Genomic DNA, 20,137 nt, shown 5'->3' with positions numbered 1-20,137 from the left:
GAATATATTTCAAAAAGAGGTTTGTATATGGAGAAAAATTCAATTTTAATTGTAGATGATGATCAAGATATTGTTCAATTTATAAAAGTGAATCTAATGCAAGAAGGTTTTAAAGTTTTTAGTGTTCATAACGGAGAAGAGGCTTTAGAAATAATAAATAATAACAGTATTCAACTTGCTATTTTGGATATTATGATGCCACAAATGGATGGGATAGAATTGTGTAGAAGGATTAGAGAGAAACATAGTTTACCAATTATGTTTTTAAGCGCGAAATCATCGGATGTCGATAAGGTAATTGGATTTAGTACTGGGGCAGATGATTATATTGTGAAGCCGTTCAGTACAATTGAATTTATCGCAAGAGTGAAAGCTCAATTAAGAAGGTATACATATTTCAACCAAAATGCTGTCCAAGTAATGGAAAAGAAAATAAATATTAGAGGTTTAGAAATAGATGAAGCGTCGAGAACTGTAATGTTATATGGAGAAACAATGAATCTTACGAAAACTGAATATGATATTTTACACTTAATGGCAGCCGCAAGGAATCGTGTGTTTACAATTGAAGAAATATATGAGAGCGTTTGGAACGAAAGAGCCTATGAAAGTAATAATACAGTAATGGTTCATATTGCAAGATTGAGAAATAAAATTGAAGAGAATCCAAAAGAACCGAAGTTTATACAAAATGTTTGGGGAGTCGGATATAAAATTGAAGATTAGATCTTTACAGGGTATTAGGGCGAAATTTTTTTTAGCTTTCATATGTAGCATCTTGTTAGCGACTGTAAGTATAATAGTGCTTCAAATTTTAGTTGGAAATATATATAGTCATGTTAATGCGTTAGAGGAAAAATATTCATTTTTATACTTTATAGTTTTTTTGATTTTTACTACGACATACTTTGCATGTATGACAAAAACAATGATGAAAAGATTGTCTGAAATTAATAAGAACGTGAAGGAAATAAGTAATGGTAATTTTGAAGTACATATACCTATTTCAAAAAATGACGAGATTGGTGAATTAGCGACGAATGTAAATAGAATGGCCAAAAGTTTAAAAGAGTCTATCGAGAATGAAAAAAAATCACAGGAAATGAAAAATGAAATGATTAGTAATATTTCTCATGATTTACGAACGCCAGTAACATCTTTAATCGGTTATGCGGACCTGTTAGGAAATAAACTCCATTCGAATGGAGAAGAATGTGAACAGTATGTAAGTATATTAAAGCGAAAAAGTTATGAATTAAAACATCAAGTAGATGATTTATTAGAATACTGTCAAATAAATTATAGAGAGATTGAATTACATAAAGATGAAGTAGATATGAAAGCATTAATTGAACAAATCATGATTGGCTTTGTACCACAATTAGATGATGCTAATATGAGCTTTTATATTAAAAGTGATGAAGTGCTGTATGTAGAAGTTGATGTGGCACTTATAGTGAGACTATTTGAAAATATAATAGGTAATAGTATTATGTATGGAAAAGATGGAAAGGAAATTGCAATTGGAATTTCCAATAAAACAATGAATGTTGAAGTAGAAATTAAAAATTTTGGACAATGTATTCCGGAAGAGGACCTTCCTTACGTTTTTGAGAAATTTTATCGTAGTGAAAAATCACGTAGTTCTTATACTGGTGGGAAAGGAATGGGGCTTGCAATTTCAAAAAGTATAGCCGAGCTCCATCAAGGGGATCTAACTGTACGTAGTAACGATAAAGAAACAGTTTTCACTGTGAAATTACCGCAGTATAAAAAAGTAAAAAAGTCGTAAGTATTTCTTTTATATGTCGTAATTTTTACTTTGTATCATTGAGAAAAAGGATATGAGAGTAGGGATGCGACATGTGGAAGAAATTTTTATTAGTGATTATAGTTTCTTTTTTAATTATAAGTTGGATCTTAGTTTATGTAGCTAATGGTGTTACATCAGTTTTTGTTTGGTGGAGTATTCAGGCTTTTAGTTTTATTTCAGTTTTCCTCTTGGTAGGATCAGTAATAATATTTTTTTGGAAAGGCATTTTTAGAAAGCGGATAGATAGAACGCTATTTTTAATCATTCTGTTTTCTATCATTGGAGCTTGGCCTGTCGGTTGGTTTGCTAATATAGGTAGAATTGCTTACCCAGCAGATATACAATCTATGAGTCCTAAAGCAGTAGTTCGTGTTCCTTTGAATGAACGAGCATTAATAGGCTGGGGCGGTGATCAGTTAGAAACGAACTATCACGTTATAAAGCCAAATGAAAGGTGGGCATATGATATCCTCATTCCACCTGCTGAAGTGAAAAGTAGTAAGTTAGAGGATTACGGAATATATGGAGCGAAAGTAATGGCACCAGCTTCTGGGACGGTTGTATCAATTAATAATGATGAAAAAGATTTAATTCCCGGATTGGATGATTTTCAGTCAATGGCAGGGAATTACATATATTTACGGATAGATGAAACAGAGACATTTTTGATTCTTGCCCACTTAAAGAAAGGGTCCATTAAAGTTAGAGAAGGACAACGTGTAAATGAAGGAGAATTTCTTGCTCAAGTCGGTAACTCAGGAAGTTCAAGTGAGCCACATTTACATATTCATCATCAAAGGCAAGATCCGTCCAAGGTAAGTATGTTTTTTGCGGAAGGATTGCCACTTTACTTTCGAACTGAAAATGGTGTCATGATGCCGGAAAGAGGGACATACATAAGTGGTAACTAGAAGAAAATCATTTCATCCAAAAAGGGTATTCCAAATTAAAATTGGAATACCCTTTTTCATTACCCTACAAATGTTTGATACAGTAAGAAGATATTTAAAACGATAACGAGTGCTGCAATTATCCAAGCGATAAATGTTGTTATACGGTGGTTAACGAGTGCACCCATAATCCTTTTGTTACTTGTAAACATAATAAGTGGCACTAGTGCAAATGCAATACCGAATGATAAGACGACTTGGCTCATGACTAGAGCGTAAGTTGGATTTACACCTAAAGCGATAATAACTAGTGGTGGAATCATTGTAATAAATCGGCGTAAGTATAACGGAATATGCATGCGAATGAAACCTTGCATAATAATATCGCCTGACATTGTACCGACAGAAGAGCTTGATAAACCGGCTGATAACAGACCAATTCCAAACAAAGCAGCTGATATAGGACCTACTAAGTTGGTAAATTGAGTGTAAGCAACATCTAAATCTTCAACGTGCATACCATTTTTAAAAAATAGTGCAGCTGCAACAATTAACATACTCGCATTAATTGCTCCAGCGATAACCATTGCAATAATAATATCGATAAATTCGAAACGAAAAATCTTTTTCTTTTGTTCGTCAGTTGTTCCGACCACACGGCGTTGTGTTAATGCAGAATGCAAGTATATTGCATGCGGCATAACTGTCGCACCTAAAATCCCTGCTGCAAGTAATATACTGTCTACACCTTGGAATTTTGGAATAAATAGTCCTGAAAGAAGGGGACTTAATTCTGGTTTTGCATAAAAAACTTGAATCCCAAAAGCAATTACTACAATGAAAATCATTCCTGTAATAATAGCTTCTAGTGGACGAAATCCTCTACGTTGAAATTCAAGGATAATAAATGATCCGGCTGCTGTAATTAAAGCGGCAGGTAGCATCGGGATTCCAAATAGTAAGTAAAGCCCCAAAGCAGCTCCAATAAATTCCGCTAAATCTGTAGCCATAATAACTAGTTCACCTTGTATCCATAAGCCGATAGACACAGGCTTTGGAAAGTTTTCACGAGCTATTTCGGGTAAATTGTTTCCTGTAGCAATTCCTAATTTAGCCGATAAAGTTTGGATTAATACAGCCATTAAGTTAGAAGCGAGTATAACCCATAATAGTAAATATCCATATTGTGAACCAGCTGCGATATTTGTAGCAAAGTTGCCAGGATCAATATAAGCAACGGACGCGATAAAAGCGGGTCCTAAAAATGGTAACAGTCTTTTCCAGCCTTTTGTTTCTCCACTTAAAGCTAAGTGAGCTGATTGTACAGTTGTACTTTCAGAAGGGAGATGTTTATCTTTTGTTATATCTTTATTCATAGTAGTTTTCCCCTTTAAAATGTTAACTTGATGAAATTATTGTATTTATTCTTACTCATTATTTCAATACATTTAAATATGTTATGTGATAATTTCATTTGAACACGAAAGTTTCCTTAATGCAAATTATATGCCTTTATGCAATGGATGGTGTGATAATGTAAAATGAATTGGGAGTTTATGGTGTGATGACATGGGGAAACATAGTGAATTAAAGGGCTGTTTTTGAAATTTATGTGAACATAAAGCTGATAATACAGCATATTAATTGATGGAATTGCAATTGTATGATATATAATATATTGGGATTACAACATAACCATAGTGTTATGATGTGTAATCTTGTTTTTTATTTTTGTTAACTGATAGAAAATAGTATAAAGAAAAGAAAATGGGATTCATTTTCTTATTATATATGTTTTGATATGAACGTTAACTTATACATGATTTTAAAAATTAGATAGGTGGTAGAAATACATTGGCAACTACAAAACCATACAGAGTATTACTATATTACATGTACACAACAATTGAAAACCCAGAAGAATTTGCTGCAGAGCATTTAGCATTTTGTAATTCACTTGAATTAAAAGGAAGAATTCTTGTAGCAAAAGAAGGTATTAACGGAACTTGTTCTGGAACTGTAGAGCAAACAGAAAAATACATGGAAGCAATGAACAATGATCCACGTTTTGATGGTATCGTATTTAAAATAGATGAAGAAGAAGGGCATGCATTCAAGAAAATGCACGTACGTCCTCGTCCAGAGTTAGTTACACTTCGTCTAGAAGATGACATTAACCCACACGAAATAACTGGGAAGTATTTAGAGCCAAAAGATTTTTATGAGGCAATGAAACAAGAAGATACAGTTATCATTGATGCACGAAATGATTATGAGTTTGATTTAGGACACTTCAAAGGTGCGATTAAACCTGATATTGAATCATTCCGTGAATTACCAGATTGGATTAGAGAAAACAAAGAAACACTTGAAGGTAAAAAGATTTTAACGTACTGTACAGGTGGAATTCGTTGTGAGAAATTCTCAGGTTGGTTAGTTCGTGAAGGTTATGAAGATGTAAGTCAGCTTCACGGCGGAATTGTAACGTACGGAAAAGATCCAGAAGTACAAGGTGAGCTTTGGGATGGACAATGTTACGTGTTTGATGAGCGTATCGCTGTGCCAGTAAACCAAAAAGAACATGTTATCGTTGGTAAAGATCACTTTACAGGTGAACCTTGTGAGCGCTATGTAAACTGTTCAAATCCAGAATGTAATAAGAAAATTTTATGTTCGGAAGAAAACGAAGCGAAACATTTACGTGCATGCTCTCATGAATGTCGTGTAAGCCCACGTAACCGCTATGTAATACAACATGAATTAACTGAAGAACAAGTAGCTGCTGCATTAGAGAAAATCGAAGCAGGGAAGTAAGCTGAATTCGTATAATAAAAAGGGTACTCCAAGTTTTATTTTGGAGCACCCTTTTTTTATTATACAGTCCTGTCATTTGTCGTTTTTTGTCGGTAAGTCGATATATTTAAAAAATCGCTGATATATCTTAAAAATCGCTGATAAAAATTTCACTTACTGTAGCACACCAAGAATTTGAAAATAACCTTCTTTAGTTTTTATCCTCTTTTTCTTTTACAGCAGACAGTACCGTTTGTTTTACCCAAGCTTTTCTTTGTTTATGCTGTAGACCCCATTGGTATAAACTTTGGGCTCCTAAAATAAGTGAAATGACAATGCCGCTAATCGCAATTAACAGAGCGAAAAATTCAAGAGGTGACGATATTTTGTTTGAATCGGTGTTTCTTAAAAGGTCGATCATAGTAAACCCTAACATTTGGCCCACTACAGAGTAGAGCGTTAAAATTAATAATAAAAGGCTATCTTTTTTAGAGGCGACATTTTCTTGATATTTAAACAAACTATCAAGATTTTGTTTCGCATTCGAGTATAGAACCTCAATATTAAAAAGTTTTCTTAAACGAAAGAAAATATCTTCACTTTGTGATTGGGATACTAATTCTAAAGAAAAATAATTAGCAGTGAACGAATTGATCGAATAAATTAATTTCTCTATTTCATTAGTATCTTGTTCAATATTTAGCTCAGCATAGGCGTTTGCCATTTTTAATAAAACAATTTTATGGAATAGGTTTAATAATAAAGCGTAATAAAATTCTCCGTACATTTGACTAGCAAGTTTAGAGATTTCGCGTTCTCCTTCATTTGTTACACATGTAAAAATATGTTCTTCCATTATGAAATAACGATTTGGAGCCCATCTCTGGTAAGCGTGTTTTTTTAAATAGTTATGAATGTAAGGAAGGTTATTTGCACTTACATATGGTTTACCATCACTTGTTAATCCGGAAAGACTGGAAGTACGATAAACATCCACTTCATTAAGTTCCATACCTTCTTTTAGTGACAATAAAGTTTGAACGTACATTCTTTGGTCTTCAAAGAAAGGGAAGGTTTGAAAGTATGAACTTCTTAATCTCTTCTTTTCAAAGAAATCAGTTACGCCATGAAATAAATAACCAAAAATGAATTTTTCAACTTGGGAATACTTTTTTCCGTTACATTCAATACAAATAGACTCATTTGTATCAGTTTTAGTTTCAAGTACACGGAAGCGAGCAGCGAATTCGATTGCTTCAGATAAAGTCATGTTTGGAGCAGTGTTTACTTCTGTTCGAATTGTTAAGAAGCCAAGTTCATAAGGACAAAGTGTTACATCAATAGAGTGTATCTTGAATGGGATTGAAATAAGGTTTGTTGTTAAATGTCCAGTTAAGTTAAGGTCCTTTGAATAACGTTGCAAGCCCTTTTGATGCTCTGAGTGAGGAAAGAGAATTTTATTTGTAAATGAAAGATAGTATGCTTCCATATTTTGATGTGAAACTTTAAACTCCCCATAATATGTATTTTCATCATCGAGATGATCGAGCCGAAAAGGACGAAAATCGTTTTTTTGTAAGAAAGGGAACATATCTTGTTCATATCCAGTTTTAAACGAAAACGGGAATATAAATTGAAATATAGCTGTTGCTACACTTTTTTCCTCAATTGCTTGTATTGCCTCCATCTACATTGTTTCCTTTCCATATATGCTATAGAAACAACATGCCCAAATTTATTTGAAAATAACCACTGTTTTATACTCAATTGAGAGTGAAAATTCAGCTTATTTAGCAGGGAACATGTATAATGTTATGTATACTAAAAGTTATAAAATTGTATGTTGAAAAGGGGGATGCTGTATGCGGATTTTAGTATTAGGCGCTGGTGGAGTCGGAGGATTTTTTGGTGGCAGATTAGTCGAGAAGGGAGAAGATGTTACGTTTCTTGTTCGTAGTAAACGGAAAAAACAATTAGAGGAAAGAGGACTTGTAATCCGAAGTGTTAACGGGGATTTTTCCTTCCAACCGAAATTAATAACGAAAGAAGAGAGAACTTCTCAATTTGATGTTATTTTATTTTCAACAAAAGCGTATCACTTAAACGAGGCTATTCAAGATTTGAAGCCGTTTGTTGGCGAAAATACTGTAATCATTCCATTGTTAAATGGTATCGCTCATTTATCACTACTACAAAAAGAATTCGGCGAAGAAAAAGTAATTGGCGGTTTATGCTTTATCGAGACGACGTTAAACGATCAAGGAGAAATTGTACAAACTAGCGCTGCCAACAGACTTGTGTTTGGAGAAATTAAGTCTCAAAATTCAGAGAGAGTAAAGCATATTTCTAAAGCATTTTCAGGTACAAAATCTAGTTTTGTTTTAAGTGAAAATATTACGCAAGATATGTGGCATAAATATTTATTTATTACTGTAATGTCAGGTGTGACAACGTTAATGCGTGCACCAATTGGACCAATCCGTGAAAGTGAAGGCGGCCGTGATTTTATCCGTAATGTGTTTGAGGAATCTGTACAAATCATGAGAGTATTAGGAGCTCCAGTAAAGGCTAATATTGCCCAGGAACATATGAAAACGATTGATAAAATTTCATATGATATGAAGTCATCAATGCAGCGTGATATGGAAAAGGGTTCGTTTATTGAAGGGAAGCACTTGCAAGGATATTTACTGGATGTAGCAGAGAAATTTTCTATAGCGGCACCATTATTAGGAACTATATATCAAAATTTAAAGGTGTATGAAGAGATGACCTTTAACAAATCTGTAATAGAATTAGATGTATGAAAAAATAAAAAAGATAGCAATATATAAGTGTATTGCTATCTTTTTTATTTTTTTGTATGACAAATTATTTATTTCTTTTCGTTCTATCTGTCAAATTTATTTCCTATATATCAAAATTTAAAGGTGTATGAAGAGATGACCTTTAACAAATCTGTAATAGAATTAGATGTATGAAAAAATAAAAAAGATAGCAATATATATGCTATCTTTTTTATTTTTTTGTATGACAAATTATTTATTTCTTTTCGTTCTATCTGTCAAATTTATTTCCTGTTCACGTTTACCATATAACTGATTAATTTCATTTGCTACTGCATCTAAATATGAATCGGAAAAAATAGGCTTCTTTTCTTTAGACATATGGGTCTCCTTTGCGGATTTTTAATATTCATTATGTATATTTCTCAGCGGATTATGCGCAATCATTTTAATTTTTTTCTTATTAAAAATTTTTGTTTACTTTTTGAAAATAAAGGAGTATTATAATCCACAGTTTCAAGTTTCTAAATCGCTGAAACCGCATGGTACGGGGGACCCGTTTTTACGGATTAGTACATAATCCGATGGGGTGAATCCTTGAAAAAGGTAGGGCTACTCATAGGCCCGAATCCGACAGCTAACCTCGTAAGCGTTATATTGAGAAGGAAGGTGGAGCTTGTGCGACAAAAAAAATAATGTCTACAAGTCTATTTCGCTATGGCTTGTAGACATTTTTTGTTTTCTGAAGAAATCGTTTACTGGCTGTAACAAGCAGAAAAGTTCGTACAAAATTATTGGAGAGTGGACAGCATTGGTTTCATCTATTAAAAGATTTTTAATTGGAAGACCGTTAAAATCAACAGAGCTTGGAGAACAAAAGCTTAATAAAACGAAAGCTTTAGCTATTTTATCTTCTGACGCATTGTCATCAGTTGCTTACGGTCCAGAACAAATTTTAATTGCTTTAGCAGGTGTGGGAGCGATCGCTTATTGGTATTCCATTCCGATCGCTGTTGGGGTATTAGTATTATTGACAGCCCTTATTTTATCTTATCGTCAAATTATTTTTGCTTATCCGCATGGCGGGGGAGCGTATGTTGTATCAAAAGAAAATTTAGGGATGAATCCAGGCTTAATTGCTGGAGGATCTTTATTAGTCGACTATATTTTAACTGTTGCGGTAAGTGTATCTGCAGGTACAGATGCGCTAACATCTGCTTTTCCTAGTTTACATGCACATAATGTAATCATTGCGATTATATTTGTTATATTTATTACGATCTTAAATTTAAGAGGAGTAACGGAATCAGCTTCTGTTTTAGCATATCCTGTTTATTTATTTGTTTTAGCCCTATTTATATTAATTGGTGTAGGCATATATAATATTTTGACTGGTCACGTTTCACCAACTTTACACACGCCGATCGGAACGCCGGTTGCGGGTATTAGTTTGTTTTTACTGTTAAGAGCATTTGCATCAGGTAGTTCTGCTTTAACAGGTGTTGAAGCAATTTCAAACGCAATTCCGAACTTTAAAGATCCTGCGCCAAACAATGCTGCAAAAACATTGCTTGCAATGGGTGCATTACTTGCTGTGTTATTTTCAGGAATTGTATTTTTAGCTTATTATTACGGAGTGACGCCGAGTAAAGAAGTAACAGTTGTTTCTCAAATTGCTGAACAAACATTTGGACGTAATTTCATGTACTATTTCATACAAGGTACAACAGCTTTAATATTAATTCTCGCAGCTAATACAGGCTATTCTGCATTTCCTTTATTAGCGGTTAACCTCGCAAAAGATAAATTTATACCGAGAATGTTTACGATTAGAGGAGACCGTCTAGGTTACTCAAACGGTATTATAATACTTGGAGTTGCTTCGATTATTTTAATTGTAGCTTTCCAAGGACAAACAGAACATTTAATTCCGTTATATGCAGTAGGGGTATTTATTCCATTTACACTTTCTCAAACAGGGATGGTATTAAAGTGGCTTCGCGAAAAACCTGAAGGATGGGTTTTAAAATTAACGGTTAATTTAATTGGTGCAGTTATTAGTTTTATCGTAATGAGCATGTTCTTTTTAACTAAATTTGCACAAGTTTGGTCGATTCTTATTTTCTTACCTGCTATTATCTTCTTGTTTCATCGAATTAAGAAGCATTATGATGCAGTGGGTGATCAATTAAGTTTAAAAACTTGTGAACCTCTTATTCCAATTGAGGGGAATGTAATTGTCGTTCCTGTAGCAGGTATGACGCATGTAGTAGAAAATTCATTGAACTATGCGAAATCTCTTTCGGCAGATCAAGTTATCGCTGTATATGTTGCTTTTGACAGAGAAGAGGAAAAGAAATTTGAAGAGAAATGGAAGGTGTGGCAACCTGAAGTAAGGCTTGTTACATTACATTCTCATTATAGAAGTATTATTCAGCCGCTAACGAAGTTCATTGATACAGTGCAATATAAGGCAAGTGAATCGAATTACCGCGTTACGGTCGTTATACCACAGTTCATTCCGAAAAAAGGTTGGCATAACATTCTTCATAATCAATCCAGTTTACTCATACGTGCGTATTTACTTTATAAAAGAAATGTTGTTATTACGACAGTTCCATATCATTTGAAAAAATAAGAAGATTTTTGAAGGATAGCTTCGTGAAAATGAAGCTATCCTTTTTGTGTATATGCTATGCATAATTGCATATGGATTTAAAAATTATATTAATATAATTTTATCGGTTATTTGCAAGTAGTGTTTTCTGTTGTGATATATAGATATTTCAATCGATAAAGTGAATCGGATTATATTTTGAAATAAGGACATGAAAGCTTGAAAATAAAGGGAATGAAAATACTTCTTTACGTTATATAAACAGCTGTGTTTAAATGACCTTACAGTACAAAACATATATGAAAACAAAACGAAATTTCATATTTACGCATGTTGTTTAGTTTAAAATGAATAATATTTTTAAGTAATATATTCACTATGTGAATGTGAGAATTTCGATGAAATAGAAAATTTATACAATATTATTCATACTAAACACATATGAAAAATAATAAAATGTTTTGTGACGATAAGTAAGTACTGTAGCAATACGAGAGAGGTGGTCCATACATGGATCACGGTGAGAACGTTCTCTATTTTAATCATCTCAAATTATGGGCAAGAAAATAGAATAATAAAATGCGATAGTAATAGTTGCTAATACATAGGAGGAGTTAAAGTGAAAAAGACTTTAATTACAGGGTTATTGGTTACAGCAGTATCTACGAGTTGCTTCATTCCTGTAAGCGCTTACGCTAAGGAGGGGCAAACAGAAGTGAAAACAGTATATGCGCAAAATGTAATTGCTCCAAATACATTATCCAATTCAATTAGAATGTTAGGATCACAATCACCGCTTATTCAAGCATACGGATTAATTATCTTGCAACAGCCAGACATTAAGGTAAATGCGATGAGTAGCTTAACGAATCATCAAAAGTTTGCAAAGGCGAATGTAAGAGAATGGATTGATGAATATAATCCGAAGCTAATTGACTTAAATCAAGAAATGATGAGATACAGCACTAGATTTAATAGCTATTATAGTAAGCTCTATGAACTAGCAGGAAACGTAAATGAAGATCAGCAAGCAAAAGCAGATTTTATGAGTGCATATGGAAAATTACAATTGCAAGTACAAAGCATCCAAGAGAGTATGGAGCAAGATTTATTAGAGTTAAATAGATTTAAAACAGTATTAGACAAAGATAGTAACAACTTATCAATTAAAGCCGATGAAGCAATAAAAACACTGCAAGGATCAAGTGGAGATATTGTGAAATTAAGAGAAGATATTAAAAGAATTCAAGGGGAAATTCAAGCTGAACTAACTACTATTTTGAATAGACCTCAAGAAATCATTAAAGGTTCTATTAATATCGGTAAACAAGTATTTACAATCACAAATCAAACTGCACAAACGAAAACAATCGATTTTGTTTCTATCGGTACTTTAAGTAATGAAATTGTAAATGCTGCAGATAGTCAAACGAGAGAAGCAGCTCTTCGCATTCAACAAAAGCAAAAAGAGTTATTACCACTTATTCAAAAGTTATCACAAACTGAAGCAGAGGCGACTCAAATTACATTCGTTGAAGATCAAGTAAATAGCTTTACAGAATTAATTGATCGTCAAATTACAACTTTAGAAACGTTATTAACGGATTGGAAAGTTTTAAATAATAATATGATTCAAATTCAAACAAATGTTGAAGAAGGCACGTATACAGACAGTAGTTTACTTCAAAAACATTTCAATCAAATTAAAAAAGTAAGTGATGAAATGAATAAGCAAACAAATCAATTTGAAGATTACGTTACAAACGTTGAAGTACATTAAACAGAAAAATAATTAGCGATATAGGGAGAGAAGAAAAATGACAAAAAAACCTTATAAAGTAATGGCTCTATCAGCACTTATGGCAGTATTTGCAGCAGGAAATATTATGCCGGCTCATACGTATGCAGCTGAAAGTACAGTGAAACAAGCTCCAGTTCATGCGGTAGCAAAAGCTTATAATGACTATGAAGAATACTCATTAGGACCAGAAGGCTTGAAAGATGCAATGGAAAGAACAGGTTCAAATGCTTTAGTAATGGATCTGTACGCTTTAACAATTATTAAACAAGGTAATGTTAACTTTGGAAATGTATCGTCTGTTGATGCGGCTTTAAAAGGGAAAGTAATTCAGCACCAAGATACAGCTAGAGGAAATGCGAAGCAATGGTTAGATGTATTAAAACCACAGCTTATTTCAACAAATCAAAATATCATTAACTACAATACGAAATTCCAAAACTATTATGATACTTTAGTTGCTGCAGTTGATGCAAAGGATAAAGCGACTCTTACGAAAGGCTTAACTAGATTATCAAGTAGTATTAATGAAAATAAAGCACAAGTGGATCAGTTAGTAGAAGACTTGAAGAAATTCCGAAATAAAATGACTTCGGATACGCAAAACTTCAAGGGTGATGCAAATCAAATTACATCTATATTAGCTAGTCAAGATGCAGGGATTCCGCTTCTGCAAAATCAAATTACAACGTACAATGAAGCAATTAGTAAATATAATGCAATTATTATCGGTTCATCTGTTGCGACAGCTCTAGGACCAATTGCAATTATCGGTGGTGCAGTAGTTATTGCTACGGGCGCAGGAACACCGCTAGGAGTAGCATTAATTGCAGGTGGTGCAGCAGCTGTAGGCGGTGGTACAGCTGGAATCGTATTAGCGAAGAAAGAGCTTGATAATGCACAAGCAGAAATTCAAAAGATAACAGGACAAGTTACAACTGCGCAATTAGAAGTAGCAGGATTAACGAACATTAAAACACAAACAGAGTATTTAACAAATACAATTGATACTGCAATTACAGCGTTACAAAATATTTCAAACCAATGGTACACAATGGGATCAAAATACAATTCTTTACTTCAAAATGTAGATTCTATTAGTCCAAATGACCTAGTTTTCATTAAAGAAGATTTAAACATTGCGAAAGATAGCTGGAAAAACATTAAAGACTATGCAGAAAAGATTTATGCTGAAGATATTAAAGTAGTAGATACGAAAAAAGCATAATCGAATACGAATCGTTAGAGCGTTAAGTGTTGATGAATGATTTGAAGCTCCTGTTCAGTTGTGAGCAGGAGCTTTTGATATCCTTATAAAGAGAATAGGTGAAAAATATGCAGAAACGATTTTATAAAAAATGTCTTTTAGCGGTAATGATTGCTGGGGTGGCAACAAGTAACGCATTTCCTTTACATCCTTTTGCAGCAGAACAAAATGTAAAGGTGCTACAAGAAAATGTGAAAAACTATTCTCTTGGACCAGCTGGATTCCAAGATGTAATGGCACAAACGACATCAAGTATATTTGCAATGGATTCATATGCAAAATTAATTCAAAATCAACAAGAGACGGATTTAAGTAAAATAAGTTCGATTAATAGTGAATTTAAAGGGAATATGATTCAGCATCAAAGAGATGCAAAAATTAATGCAGCATATTGGTTAAATAATATGAAGCCTCAAATTATGAAAACGGATCAAAATATTATAAATTACAATAATACTTTTCAATCGTATTATAATGACATGTTAATAGCGATTGATCAAAAGGATAGCGGAAAATTAAAAGCGGATTTAGAAAAGTTGTATGCGGATATTGTAAAGAATCAAAATGAGGTAGATGTATTATTAGGGAATTTGAAAGCTTTTCGCGATAGAATGGCGAAAGATACAAATAGTTTCAAAGAGGATACAAATCAGTTAACAGCGATATTGGCAAGTACGAATGCTGGTATTCCAACTTTAGAGCAACAAATAAATACATATAACGATTCAATTAAAAAGAGTAATGATATGGTCATTGCTGGTGGCGTACTTTGCATAGCATTAATAACATGTCTTGCTGGCGGGCCAATGATTGCGGTTGCGAAAAAAGATATCGCAAATGCAGAAAGAGAAATCGCTAATTTAAAAGATAGAATTTCAGGAGCGCAAGCAGAAGTCTTAATTTTGACTGATGTAAAAAATAAAACAACAAACATGACAGAAACAATTGATGCAGCAATTACAGCACTACAAAACATATCAAATCAATGGTATACAGTAGGTGCAAAATATAATAATTTACTACAAAACGTAAAAGGAATTTCTCCAGAAGAGTTTACGTTTATAAAAGAAGATTTACATACAGCGAAAGATAGCTGGAAAGATGTAAAGGATTATACAGAAAAATTACATGAAGGTGTGGCAAAGTAAACAGTGGACTAGTTCTGCTGTTTATTTTTTTATCCTGTTTTTTGTGAGAGTTGAACTTGCAATTATATATAAGTTTGTCATGTATTTTATCCATGTGTGTATAAAAATCTTTTCGTTATCGCTCCCTTTGATAGAATCCATTTTTATATGGTTTTTTACCGAATTTTTTAAAAATTAAATTTTATAGCTTGATAATTCATTTAAAATGATTTAATCTTATGTCAAATGATATGTTTATCTATCAAAAAAATGCTTTTGTAAAGATAAAGGAGTGATTGAGAATGTTAAACGCCCCATTGATGGTAAGTCTTTAGGTACAGCAGCATTGAAAAGATTGGGAAGAACTGAGTGAGCTTTCACAATAAAGAACTCTATAACTTTATGTAGTGTTTGATACCCTTCGATTAGATTTTTTGAAAAACAAATCAATATTAATTGAATCAAAGTTTAGAAATTAAATATATGAGTAGTAGAAAAAATCCATTAGTTGTTATCATGTCCTGATAAAAAAATGTAAAAAATAGAAAATGGAAATTCTGAGAAAACCTGTTCAGAAAGTATGGTATGAAAGTAAGTTAGTGAGGGGAATTCAAAACCAATTTAATAAAAGCGAGGTAAATAATATGACTTTTGAAGAAAAATTACAAGCATATGCAGAACTTACGGTGAAAATCGGTGTCAATATTCAACCAGGGCAATACTTATTAGTCAATACATCAGTGGATGCATTGGATTTCGCCCGTATAGTTGTGAAAGAGGCTTATAAGGCTGGGGCAGGGCGTGTTCATGTTAATTTTTCGGATGAAGAAATGGAACGTGCTTACTTTGATTATGCCTCAGATGAAGAATTTAATCGCTTCCCAGAGTGGATAGTCAAAATGAATGATGAGCTGATCGAACGTAAAGGAGCACTATTAATGATAGATGCTACAGATCCTGATAAATTTACAGGTATTTCATCTGATCGTCTAGCTACCTATCAAAAGGTAGCAGGAGCTGCTCTGAGAAACAATCGCAACGCCGTAATGAAGGATTCAATAGCTTGGTCGATGGTAGCAGTTCCTTCACCAAAGTGGGCATCGAAGGTGTTCCCGGATTTAGCAGCAGAGGATCAAGTACCAGCATTATGGGAGGCTATTTTTAAAGCTGTTCGTATTGGTGAAGGCAGTACTATTGAAAAATGGCGTGAACATGTAACAAATTTAGAATCTCGTGCGGTCCTACTGAACAATAAAAAATATATGAAGCTTCACTATACAGCGCCAGGTACTGATTTAACAATTGCATTAGCACCACAGCATAAATGGGTTACTGGAGGTGGTAAAACTCCTGATGATACTATCTTTATGGCTAATATGCCGACAGAAGAGGTTTATACGTTACCGATGAAACAAGGTGTAAATGGCTATGTAAGCAATACAAAACCATTAGTTTATCAAGGGAATATTATCGATGGCTTTAAACTGACATTTGAAGAAGGAAAAATTGTTAAAGCTGAAGCACAGGTAGGACATGATTTATTACAGGAGCTTATTAATGTGGATGAAGGCTCTTGCTATTTAGGTGAAGTAGCACTTGTACCACATGAATCACCAATTTCAGCATCGGGAATTTTATATTTTAATACATTGTTTGATGAAAATGCATCGAACCATTTAGCGATTGGTAAAGCTTATCCAACTTGCTTAGAGGATGGAAGAGATTTAGAAAACGATCAGCTTGAAACGTTAGGGGCAAATATTTCTGTAACACATGAGGACTTTATGATTGGCAGCAGTGAGATGGACATCGACGGTATTCTACCAGATGGAACTGTAGAACCAATTTTCCGTAAAGGTAGCTGGGCATTTTAAGTTTTTAATTTGAATAAAGGAGTAGAGTGGATGAAACGGTTACTAAGCATAATTGATGCAACTATATAGGTGTTTCACCTGCTTTTGCTTAGGCTGAAAACAACCTCTTTAATTAGAAGTAAAATGCATGCAAAGGAGATAGGCCAATGAATTTCTGGGAAGTTGTTTTGATAGTAGTGAATTTTAGTCTATTGAGTTGGATACTGTTAATAGGCAGAGAAACGAAAAAGTGGTCTAAATTAGCTACTTTGATTGCCGTTGTAATGGTTACAGTTCAGTTATTGGCAGAAGGTTTTAGGTGGCAGATGATTCCGGCATATGTATCCCCAGTTATCTTAATTTTATGCTATTTATTAACTGGGCAGAAAAAAGGCTTTAGAAGTTCGGGTATATTCATAGTTAAGACTTCGTTACTATGTATCTATTTGTTTGTAGCAGTTGCGCTACCCTTACTTATGCCAGTATTTTCATTTGAAGAACCAACTGGTCCACATAGGATCGGTACGAAGCTATATCATTGGGTTGATCATCAGAGAAATGAACCATATTCGAAAAATCCAAATAATCGGCGCGAACTGATGGTGCAAATTTGGTATCCTGCAGCTGAAAAAAGAAAGGGGGATCCAGAACCTTATATTCGTAACATAAATGAGCTCTCCAAGGGATTGGAAAAAACATTGTCTATTCCTGCATTTGCATTCAGCCACATGGAATTGGTAAAGTCTCATTCGTTTATGGATTTACAACTCTCAGACTCAGAGAATCACTATCCCATATTACTCTTCTCTCATGGTTTTAATGGTTTTCGTAATCAAAACACGTTTCAAGTTGAGGAGTTGGCTAGTCAAGGATATATTGTTCTAAGTATCGATCATACCTTTGATGCTGCAGCTACCGTCTTTCCAGGTGGTCGAACTGCTTACGTACAGCCCATCAATTTAACTGATGAAGGAGATAGCCACATAAAATTATGGGAGGAAGATGTCAGCTTTGTCCTTAATCAGATAGAGAAACTTAACGAAAACGATGAGACCGGTTTCTTTACAGGAAGACTGGATACCTCGCGAATTGGAATGTTTGGCCACTCTTACGGTGGAGCTACCGCAGCACAAATACTTGCAAAAGATTCTCGTGTCAAAGCAGCTATCAATATGGATGGTACATTGTATGGTGAAATCTTGCCTGAAAGTGGCATTGGAAAACCATTTCTGCTCATGAATGCAGAAGAGCCTGATGAAGCAGATCCCTTTGAAGTGAGGGAGCGATACGGACGCGGGTTAGCTGGCGGTGGTATGTCAATGGTCATTCCTCATACGGATCATACAAGCTTTACCGATTTACATTTGTTCTCACCTCTGTTGCAGAGCCCAGGTGAAAATCCAAAGGAAGTTCATCGTATTATTAACGAATTCAGCCTGGCATTTTTTGACCAGTATGTAAAACAGAAGGATGACGGCTCAACCCTTAAAAGGCTGATAACCCAATACCCGGAAGTGAATTTTAAAATAAACCGATAACTTTATGCAGAAAGTAACTCGTACCATTTCCTTTGGCTCTTGTATTTATTACATTAAAGAATTTAATTTCTTCATCGTTATCTAAATAATGAAATGCTAAAAATGAAACATTCAAAGTACTATCAGTTTCAGGAATATAATTCTTTTTGAAAAGCTACATTCAGCAGCTGGACACTTTATTTGAGATTGTTTATTATAATATCAAATGATATATTTATCTATCAAAAATGACGACTTTATACAGAAAAAGGGAGAGATTGACGATGAAGAAAGACTTGTCAGCGTTGAAGGAAGCGAGATTTAATGCAATTCTTGATTCAGCTACTATATTGCTTGTTGAAAATCCTACTGCTTCGATGAATGAAATTGCGGAATATGCGGGAATTGGAATTGCTACACTCCATCGCTACGTCGAAAGCAGGGAGAAATTGATGCTGTTCTTGGGCCATCGGGCTATACAACTGGTAAGTGATACTGTAAACCAGATTCCACTGGATGAGGAAAGAAGCGAAAACTATATCCCGGAACTCATTGAAGCGTTAATCCCTTTAGGTGACAAAATCTATTTTCTAGGTCATGATGCATCTGTATTTAACAACAAAGAATTAGGTGAAGCAGAAGAGAAGCTGAGGGAACCCTTAAGACGCGTTATTGAATTGCTACAACAAAGAGGTTACTTTCAGCAAACAGTTAGCAGTGAATGGATTTTGAATACGCTTTATGCTCTGCTTTTCCATACCTGGGAACAGGTACATGAAGGAAATGTGGCTAAAAAATCTGCTGCAGAGCTTGTTTTAAATACATTTTATTATGGTTTCAAAGCTAAGGATGAATTGAGAGGGAAGTGAACTGATTCAAATCCATGATAATTAATATTAATAATATAGAAAGTGAAAAGGAGCAATAGGATAATGAATAAAATCTCTATTGTAAAGGCTGTTCATCAATCCATGGTCGGCGCCCAGCTAAATGTAATGGCATTGGAATACATGGCGTTTCCACTTGCAGGATCTGAGGAGAAGAACACAGTCGATTGGACATTTTGTAAGCTATGGCGGCAGGAGAACAACCGTTTTAGTCATCAATACGCCTATGAAGCTCAAATGGATGGGAAAACTTTAGGGATGATTACTTGCTATCCCATATCCGTTTTAAATCGTCTTGCCTGGCCGACTTTTAAACAGCTGCTTTCGTTCCGAAAGCTGGGTTTTGTTGTTTATAACATTCTGAATATCAAAATGCTTTATTCCATGTTTACCTTGAAGGAGGGAGAAGATGACGAGTTTCACATCGGCACAATTGCCTTACTGCCCGAAAGTCGAGGACTAGGGATAGGTACCAGACTAATTGAGTTTGCTGAGGAACAAGCTTCGCTGCAAGGCTTTGCCAAATGCTCTCTAACGGTAAAGAAAGAGAACCAACTTGCCATTAAATTGTATCAGAGGATAGGCTACCAGATTACAGGTGAAATCAATAAACCAAAGTTATCGTTGTACAGAATGGTCAAAAACGTAGAACCTTACAACCATTTATAAAAAAGTTGTACAGTATTAGGGTAACGCCACATGCCCATAAACTTAAGGGTTCAAAATTACCCCAAAGTAAAAAATGTACATTTTTTTACAAGTTAACACAAAATTTTAGCTTGATAGTGA

At 34.1% G+C, this 20,137-nt stretch carries 16 protein-coding genes and 1 riboswitch; of the genes, 13 read left to right on the top strand and 3 right to left on the bottom strand.

The window, feature by feature from the left end; genetic code table 11:
* Nucleotides 1-27: 27 nt before the first annotated feature.
* The 3 genes from DN400_RS05945 to DN400_RS05935 all read left to right on the top strand — a co-directional run bounded on the left by DN400_RS05945 (nt 28) and on the right by DN400_RS05935 (nt 2,724).
* Nucleotides 28-726, top strand: coding sequence for a response regulator transcription factor (locus DN400_RS05945; protein WP_147801576.1), 699 nt, complete (start codon nt 28-30; stop codon nt 724-726).
* A complete protein-coding gene (locus DN400_RS05940; protein ID WP_147801575.1) occupies nt 692-1,792 on the top strand; it encodes a HAMP domain-containing sensor histidine kinase in 1,101 nt (366 codons plus the stop codon). The genes DN400_RS05945 and DN400_RS05940 overlap by 35 nt, the downstream gene beginning before the upstream one ends.
* A 71-nt stretch (nt 1,793-1,863) precedes the next feature.
* Nucleotides 1,864-2,724, top strand: a complete 861-nt coding sequence (locus DN400_RS05935) for a M23 family metallopeptidase (RefSeq protein WP_087875191.1) — start codon at nt 1,864-1,866, stop codon at nt 2,722-2,724.
* A 59-nt stretch (nt 2,725-2,783) separates the two neighbouring features.
* Here the strand turns inward: DN400_RS05935 and DN400_RS05930 are convergent, their stop codons facing one another.
* Complete coding sequence (locus DN400_RS05930; RefSeq protein ID WP_147801574.1) at nt 2,784-4,079, bottom strand: Nramp family divalent metal transporter; 1,296 nt, start codon at nt 4,077-4,079, stop codon at nt 2,784-2,786.
* Nucleotides 4,080-4,557: 478 nt separating this feature from the next.
* Here DN400_RS05930 and trhO point away from each other — a divergent pair, with 478 nt between their 5' ends.
* A complete protein-coding gene (gene trhO, locus DN400_RS05925; protein WP_000246223.1) occupies nt 4,558-5,517 on the top strand; it encodes an oxygen-dependent tRNA uridine(34) hydroxylase TrhO in 960 nt (319 codons plus the stop codon).
* Nucleotides 5,518-5,707: 190 nt separating this feature from the next.
* On the opposite strand, the gene DN400_RS05920 is transcribed toward trhO, so the two are convergent.
* The gene (locus DN400_RS05920; protein WP_098255532.1) at nt 5,708-7,183 is read right to left on the bottom strand and encodes a hypothetical protein; all 1,476 of its coding nucleotides are present in this window, start codon (nt 7,181-7,183) and stop codon (nt 5,708-5,710) included.
* Between the two features lie 175 nt (nt 7,184-7,358).
* Between DN400_RS05920 and panE the strand changes: the two genes are divergently transcribed.
* On the top strand, nt 7,359-8,303 hold the full coding sequence (gene panE / locus DN400_RS05915) for a 2-dehydropantoate 2-reductase (protein WP_098255533.1): 945 nt from the start codon (nt 7,359-7,361) through the stop codon (nt 8,301-8,303).
* A gap of 231 nt (nt 8,304-8,534) precedes the next feature.
* Here panE and DN400_RS29780 read toward each other — a convergent pair whose 3' ends face one another.
* Nucleotides 8,535-8,663, bottom strand: a complete 129-nt coding sequence (locus DN400_RS29780; protein WP_000031873.1) for a hypothetical protein — start codon at nt 8,661-8,663, stop codon at nt 8,535-8,537.
* Between the two features lie 139 nt (nt 8,664-8,802).
* Nucleotides 8,803-8,949, top strand: a riboswitch (cyclic di-AMP (ydaO/yuaA leader).
* 144 nt (nt 8,950-9,093) lie between these two features.
* On the opposite strand from DN400_RS29780, the gene DN400_RS05910 reads away from it, so the two are divergent.
* From DN400_RS05910 to DN400_RS05875, 8 genes are all read left to right on the top strand, one after another.
* Nucleotides 9,094-10,920, top strand: a complete 1,827-nt coding sequence (locus DN400_RS05910; RefSeq protein ID WP_000254901.1) for an APC family permease — start codon at nt 9,094-9,096, stop codon at nt 10,918-10,920.
* Between the two features lie 598 nt (nt 10,921-11,518).
* Nucleotides 11,519-12,679 carry a non-hemolytic enterotoxin NHE subunit A gene (nheA, locus tag DN400_RS05905; protein ID WP_000751828.1) on the top strand — a complete coding sequence of 387 codons (1,161 nt, stop codon included), beginning with the start codon at nt 11,519-11,521 and terminating at the stop codon, nt 12,677-12,679.
* 37 nt (nt 12,680-12,716) lie between these two features.
* Nucleotides 12,717-13,925: a non-hemolytic enterotoxin NHE subunit B gene (gene nheB / locus DN400_RS05900; RefSeq protein ID WP_000162968.1), complete on the top strand. Its 1,209-nt coding sequence runs from the start codon at nt 12,717-12,719 to the stop codon at nt 13,923-13,925.
* Nucleotides 13,926-14,032: 107 nt separating this feature from the next.
* Nucleotides 14,033-15,112 (top strand): non-hemolytic enterotoxin NHE subunit C, encoded by a 1,080-nt coding sequence (nheC, locus tag DN400_RS05895; protein ID WP_098255534.1) that lies wholly within the window; start codon nt 14,033-14,035, stop codon nt 15,110-15,112.
* A gap of 623 nt (nt 15,113-15,735) precedes the next feature.
* Entirely contained in the window at nt 15,736-16,965 is a 1,230-nt protein-coding gene (locus DN400_RS05890; protein ID WP_098237057.1) for an aminopeptidase, read from the top strand.
* A 146-nt stretch (nt 16,966-17,111) separates the two neighbouring features.
* Complete coding sequence (locus DN400_RS05885; RefSeq protein WP_097912520.1) at nt 17,112-18,482, top strand: alpha/beta hydrolase family protein; 1,371 nt, start codon at nt 17,112-17,114, stop codon at nt 18,480-18,482.
* A 263-nt stretch (nt 18,483-18,745) separates the two neighbouring features.
* Nucleotides 18,746-19,330: a TetR/AcrR family transcriptional regulator gene (locus DN400_RS05880; RefSeq protein ID WP_000710981.1), complete on the top strand. Its 585-nt coding sequence runs from the start codon at nt 18,746-18,748 to the stop codon at nt 19,328-19,330.
* A 63-nt stretch (nt 19,331-19,393) separates the two neighbouring features.
* Nucleotides 19,394-20,017 (top strand): GNAT family N-acetyltransferase, encoded by a 624-nt coding sequence (locus DN400_RS05875; RefSeq protein ID WP_065382478.1) that lies wholly within the window; start codon nt 19,394-19,396, stop codon nt 20,015-20,017.
* Nucleotides 20,018-20,137: the final 120 nt, after the last annotated feature.

Origin of the sequence: Bacillus sp. AR8-1 (assembly GCF_008042345.1) — a bacterium.
Taxonomy (GTDB): domain Bacteria; phylum Bacillota; class Bacilli; order Bacillales; family Bacillaceae_G; genus Bacillus_A; species Bacillus_A cereus.
Note: the sequence above shows the minus strand (reverse complement) of the source record. Positions and strands in the feature narration are given on the sequence as shown.

Excerpts from the sequence above, each read along its gene's own strand:
- DN400_RS05875 (WP_065382478.1), top strand. The coding sequence starts at position 19,394 with ATGAATAAAATCTCTATTGTAAAGGCTGTTCATCAATCCATGGTCGGC.
- DN400_RS05930 (WP_147801574.1), bottom strand. The coding sequence starts at position 4,079 with ATGAATAAAGATATAACAAAAGATAAACATCTCCCTTCTGAAAGTACA.
- DN400_RS05920 (WP_098255532.1), bottom strand. The coding sequence starts at position 7,183 with ATGGAGGCAATACAAGCAATTGAGGAAAAAAGTGTAGCAACAGCTATA.
- panE (WP_098255533.1), top strand. The coding sequence starts at position 7,359 with ATGCGGATTTTAGTATTAGGCGCTGGTGGAGTCGGAGGATTTTTTGGT.
- DN400_RS05890 (WP_098237057.1), top strand. The coding sequence starts at position 15,736 with ATGACTTTTGAAGAAAAATTACAAGCATATGCAGAACTTACGGTGAAA.
- DN400_RS05940 (WP_147801575.1), top strand. The coding sequence starts at position 692 with ATGTTTGGGGAGTCGGATATAAAATTGAAGATTAGATCTTTACAGGGT.
- nheC (WP_098255534.1), top strand. The coding sequence starts at position 14,033 with ATGCAGAAACGATTTTATAAAAAATGTCTTTTAGCGGTAATGATTGCT.
- DN400_RS05880 (WP_000710981.1), top strand. The coding sequence starts at position 18,746 with ATGAAGAAAGACTTGTCAGCGTTGAAGGAAGCGAGATTTAATGCAATT.
- nheB (WP_000162968.1), top strand. The coding sequence starts at position 12,717 with ATGACAAAAAAACCTTATAAAGTAATGGCTCTATCAGCACTTATGGCA.
- DN400_RS29780 (WP_000031873.1), bottom strand. The coding sequence starts at position 8,663 with ATGTCTAAAGAAAAGAAGCCTATTTTTTCCGATTCATATTTAGATGCA.
- DN400_RS05885 (WP_097912520.1), top strand. The coding sequence starts at position 17,112 with ATGAATTTCTGGGAAGTTGTTTTGATAGTAGTGAATTTTAGTCTATTG.
- DN400_RS05945 (WP_147801576.1), top strand. The coding sequence starts at position 28 with ATGGAGAAAAATTCAATTTTAATTGTAGATGATGATCAAGATATTGTT.
- DN400_RS05935 (WP_087875191.1), top strand. The coding sequence starts at position 1,864 with ATGTGGAAGAAATTTTTATTAGTGATTATAGTTTCTTTTTTAATTATA.